6 protein-coding genes are annotated in these 4905 nt (G+C 57.9%); 5 read left to right on the plus strand and 1 reads right to left on the minus strand.

Annotated features, from left to right (window positions below):
- On the plus strand, positions 1–499 hold a 499-nt coding region (locus tag WBF74_RS05425), incomplete at its 5' end, for a lytic transglycosylase domain-containing protein (protein ID WP_424436343.1).
- A 94-nt stretch (positions 500–593) separates the two neighbouring features.
- Here the strand turns inward: WBF74_RS05425 and WBF74_RS05430 are convergent.
- Positions 594–1517 carry a flagellin gene (locus WBF74_RS05430; RefSeq protein WP_424436346.1) on the minus strand — a complete coding sequence of 308 codons (924 nt, stop codon included), beginning with the start codon at positions 1515–1517 and terminating at the stop codon, positions 594–596.
- A gap of 288 nt (positions 1518–1805) precedes the next feature.
- Between WBF74_RS05430 and motA the strand changes: the two genes are divergently transcribed.
- From motA to WBF74_RS05450, 4 genes are all read left to right on the plus strand, one after another.
- Positions 1806–2696, plus strand: coding sequence for a flagellar motor stator protein MotA (motA, locus tag WBF74_RS05435; RefSeq protein ID WP_424436349.1), 891 nt, complete (start codon positions 1806–1808; stop codon positions 2694–2696).
- Positions 2693–3205, plus strand: coding sequence for a hypothetical protein (locus WBF74_RS05440; protein ID WP_424436352.1), 513 nt, complete (start codon positions 2693–2695; stop codon positions 3203–3205). The genes motA and WBF74_RS05440 overlap by 4 nt, the downstream gene beginning before the upstream one ends.
- 10 nt (positions 3206–3215) lie before the next feature.
- Positions 3216–4547, plus strand: coding sequence for a hypothetical protein (locus WBF74_RS05445; RefSeq protein ID WP_424436354.1), 1332 nt, complete (start codon positions 3216–3218; stop codon positions 4545–4547).
- Positions 4548–4618: 71 nt separating this feature from the next.
- A partial coding sequence (locus tag WBF74_RS05450) for a hypothetical protein (protein ID WP_424436357.1) occupies positions 4619–4905 on the plus strand: 287 nt, incomplete at its 3' end.

The following is a 4905-nucleotide window of genomic DNA, read 5'->3' on the forward strand; positions in this document are numbered from 1 at the left end:
CCTCGGCACAGCGCTCACACTTGGAACCCTCACCCTGCCTGCCCCAGCCGAGGCTGCCGTCAAGGCGGTCAGGGACAATCCCCGGCTGGCCGGCTGCATCGCCCGCGCGGCGAAACATTACGACCTGCCTGAACCGCTGATCTGGCTCATCCTCGATGTGGAAGGCGGCGTGGAGGGAACCATCTCCGTTAACACCAATGGCACCGAAGACCTCGGCCCGATGCAGATCAACACGATCTGGCTACCGGAAATTCAGTCTGCCTATAACGAGCCCGTGGAAAGACTGAAAGCACGGCTTGCCAATGATGGCTGCTTCAACATCGCCATGGGCACATGGATTCTCCGTCTCAGCATCGACAATGCGGGCGGCGAGGTGTGGCGCGGCATTGCCTGGTATCACTCGCGCACACCCTCCCATGCGCGGCGCTATCTCGACCGCGTGCTGAAAACCGCCGAACGCTGGTACGGAAAGAAGATCGAAGTCGAAATCGACTTCTGATTTTTCTCGGACTTCTCAAAGAAAAAGGCCCGCTTCGAAAAGCGGGCCAATCTCCGGTGGCGCGGCCATGGCCGCACCACCTTTTCGGGGGATATTAGCGGAACAGCGACAGGATGTTCTGCGGAGCGCCATTGGCGATCTGCAGCGCCTGAATGCCGAGCTGCTGCTGCACCTGCAGAGCCTTCAAGCGGGCACTTTCGCGGTTCATATCCGCATCGACCAGCACACCGATGCCACGCTCGGTCGCGTCGGCAAGTTTGGTGACGAAGTCCTTCTGAATGCCCAGACGGCTTTCCACCGAACCGAGCAGAGAACCGACTTCCGTGGCCTTGGCAATCGCCGCTTCGACTTCGCCCAGCGCATCGGCAAGATCCGTTGCATCGAGCGAGTTGTCCACGGCAAACGCCGCACCAAGGATACCATCCGCAATCACCGCTGAGGTGCCTGCGCTGAGCGTACCCTGGAAGAAGCCCGTACCGTTGGCATCCATGTAGTCGGTCTGGCCGGGATCGAACACAATGTTCTCCGGCGTGACCGTGGAACCGGTACGAACGAGCGAAGCGAGAATGTTCACCGCTTCACCAGTATCGGCCGTGTCGTTGATCGAACCGTCAAGCCAGTTGTTGCCGTTGAAAGAAGCAGACGAAATCACGGATTCGATCTGCGACTTGAGCTGCTGGATGTCGTCGTTGATCTTGATCTTGTCAACGCCCGCATCCTGCGCGGCAACGAGACGCTGCTTCATTTCCTTGAGCAGATCGACGATCGCTTCATTCGCCGTCGAAGCAACGTCCGCCGTGGACTGGCCGAGGCCAATCGCGTCGGAAATTGCCTGATAGCCGACAAGGTCAGTCCGCATCGTGGTCGCAATGGCCCAATATGCAGCATTGTCCTTGGCGGAACCCACACGCATACCCGTGGAGATACGATCCTGCGTGGTCTCAAGGCTGTGGTTGATGGAGGTAAGTGTCTGCAGCGCCGTCATGGCACCGACGTTCGTCAGAATAGAGCTCGACATGGCATCTTCTCCTATGTTCTAGGTTTCCAGATGTCCCGCCTTCTGACGACCTGCAAAGGCCTCGTCCGTTCTTCGGAATTGCTGGCCTGAGATGACATGCCTACCCTCATCCACCCGGGTTAAACGCAGATTTACGTTTCAGATATTCTCCGCTCGCGCCTGTTGCGCGTTGCCAGAAAAATGACGATGTCGGTTTCTTAAAACTTCACTTAACCCGCCCTCCCTAGCGTCTGCGCTATTCGTCCCGATCCGGATGAATTGTCATCGTTCCAGCACAGGACAAGCGCAATGGGCCTCATCATCGGAATCTCCTTCCTCTTCATCGCCGTGCTGGGCGGTTTCATCGGCATGGGCGGCCATCTCGCCGTTCTCTGGCAACCCTTCGAAGTTCTCATCGTCTGCGGCGCAGCGCTTGCGACATTCTTTACCGCAAACTCCATGAAGGTGATCAAAGATACAGGCCGCGCGCTGATGGATATTTTCACGGGGAGGCGCCTGAAGGAAAAAGACTTCCTCGACCTTCTCGGCCTCATGTTCTCGCTTCTGCGCACCATTCGCGGACAGGGCATCCTTCACCTCGAAGCCGCGATCGAGCGCCCTTACGACAGCCCGATCTTTCAGCAATATCCTTCCGTGCTCGCAAAACCGCGCGCCGTCTCCTTCCTTTGCGACTATCTGCGCCTCCTCTCTCTCGGCACCGCAAAGCCGCATGAGGTAGAAGCCCTTATGGATGAAGAGATCCGGATGATTTCGAAAGATCTGCACCGCCCGACACATGCACTTTCCGTAGTGGCGGATGCACTTCCCGCCCTTGGCATCGTTGCTGCTGTCCTTGGCGTCATCAAGGCAATGGGTGCAATCAACCAGCCGCCGGAAATATTGGGCCATCTGATCGGCGGCGCGCTTTTCGGCACCTTTCTCGGCGTATTTCTTTCCTATGGGGTGGTAAGCCCGATTGCAGGCCAGGTGCGCTCCAACCGCGACACCGAGATCAGCTATTTCCTCGCGATCAAATCGACGCTTCTCGCGCATCTGAACGGCGCAGCCGCCCAGGTTGCCGTGGAATATGGGCGCAAGGTGCTGCATGACGACGCGCAGCCGAGCTTCGATGCGGTTGAGGAAGCGACGATCCGCGAGAACGAAGTCATCCGACACTCCAAGAACCGCAAGGTCGCATGATGACGCCGGCACAAAACTGGAATCGAACAGGCCTCTGGCTCGGAGGAAGCCTTCTCGCAGGCCTTGCACTCGGATATGCGGCAGGAAATGACGCAATCCAGCGTCTCTATCCGGCTTCTCCTGCTGCGGTGACAACGGAAGAAGGGAATACAGCCGCCGCGACAGAGGAGCCGACACCCGTCCAGCCGGACCGCTATGTCGAGTTCGGCCAGTTTGTCGTTCCCGTCCTACGTGCGGGCCAGACAACAGCCTTCATTCTTGCAGACATCACGCTTGATCCTGGCTCTGTCGAAAACGCAGCGAGGATTCGAAGCAGCCTGCCGCGCTATCGCGATGTCATTCTCCGGACACTCTATGCGGAAGCCGGGAAAGGCGTGTTCGAAGGACCAAATTTCAACCCTGACCGCCTCGGCGATCATCTGGGAAAAGCACTTGTCGCAGCCGCGCCGGAAATTGGCGACGGGAAAGTGATGTTCCAGCGATTGCTGCTGCAGAACAATACCAGATAGCGGTTTTGCTATGGCCGACAACCTGCCTCCTCTCCAGCAGATTGATCCGGACATCTTCCGGCAGGGAACGGCCGCTTTCAGGGAGCTGGTAGCGATCAAAGCCAATGTCTATGTGCTTTCCCGCCCGCCCCTCTTTGTGCCCGGTACGGAGCCGCTTCGCATTGAAGGCACGGTAGAACGCATTCTGCCGAACAATATTCTCCGGGTGAACACAGATCTCGGCAGCTTTGCCCTGCGCCCGATGGACAGCCTCCAGATCGCTCGGCATGGGCAAGTTGTAACCGACTCGCAAAATACTCTGCCGATGAACGGAGAAAAACTCTCTGTAATCATCTCACCTTCCGGTGCGAGTGCCCGTCTTGAGGCTATCCCGCTTGCAGTGGGCAGCAGCGCCGTCACCCCTCTCCCGGAAGCATCTCTTCCGCATGTCATCGCCGCACATACGGTGCGCACCGGCATGGCGCCGCCCGTCTCGCCCTTCCTTGCAGAAGGAACGAGACTGAACAATGCGCCGGAACCAATCGGACTTAAAGGTCTCACCAGCTTCTACGGCTCGGCGATTGGTGCGCAGCGCCAGAGCGAGTTGTGGCTCAAGAGCGATTCCACCGCCGGTGAGAATGACAAGAACACCTTTCGCAGCAGCCATAGCACGAGAGATATTTCACGCGCCTTTGCCGAAGCGGGCGGCCTTACAAAACGCAGCGACGCCCACCGCATCACCACAAGCTTCGGTGACTCCACGCGGCAAACCTTCTACTCGATGATGGAAATGCTCGCGATCATCAATCCGATGGCAATGGCGCAGGCGCAACGTAACATGCCACGGAACAATTCAAGCTTTGGCGCGGGCATTCTTTTCTTTCTGCTCTGCCTGAAACATGGCGGCATCAACCGCTGGCTGGAAGCAACGCTTGCCCCGCAGGATGAACGAGACAAAAGCGGTTACGGTGACTATTTCGATCGCCAGTTTCTTGCGCATCTCGTTCATATCGAAGGACAGGGAAGCTGGCGTGTGACGCTCATTCCCTTCATGGCGAGGGAGTTATCCCAGATCGTCTGGGCGGTGAAGGAACGCCCGCCGGGCACTGTAGAACATTTCGCCCTGCAACTTGTTCTGCCGCATATCGGTCCGATCCAGATCTCCGGCTATACGGATGAGGGTTGGCTGAACCTGCTGCTCCTTTCACTCATTCCTTTTCCCTACTCGCTGGAGCGGCTGACGGGCGACGCTGCCGTTCATGCATTCAAGAATTATGCCTTCGAAGGCACACTCTCCTATTCGTCCAATGCGCAGCTTTGGCTTCCCTTTCTGGAAGCGCTGCATTTTGAACGGCGCGTCTAGGAGATACGAAACCGAAACCCCGTTTTATTCATGAGCGCCTACCCTCTCCATATATGACAATGGAAAGAGCCGTGAGCGGAACAAGCATCAGCCATCTCATCGCGCCGGGCGCATCCGACTTCGAGACAAGAGCGGCGGCCCGCGGAACGGGCAGCACCGCACGGCGCGATCAGGACACCGGCGATATCTTTGCCGGGTTTCTGCATAAGGCTGCAACGCCCGATAGCGAGCATAAGAGCGGCGAGCAAGAAGCAGCGCCTCTGGCCGAGATGGTGGAGAACAGCATGGTGTGGATTGTACCGAATACCGCACCCGCTCCATCCGCGCCGGAGGTGATAATCTCTGATGCTGAAATGCC

The sequence above is a fragment of the Parvibaculum sp. genome, assembly GCF_049672805.1.
Taxonomy (GTDB): Bacteria; Pseudomonadota; Alphaproteobacteria; order Parvibaculales; family Parvibaculaceae; genus Parvibaculum.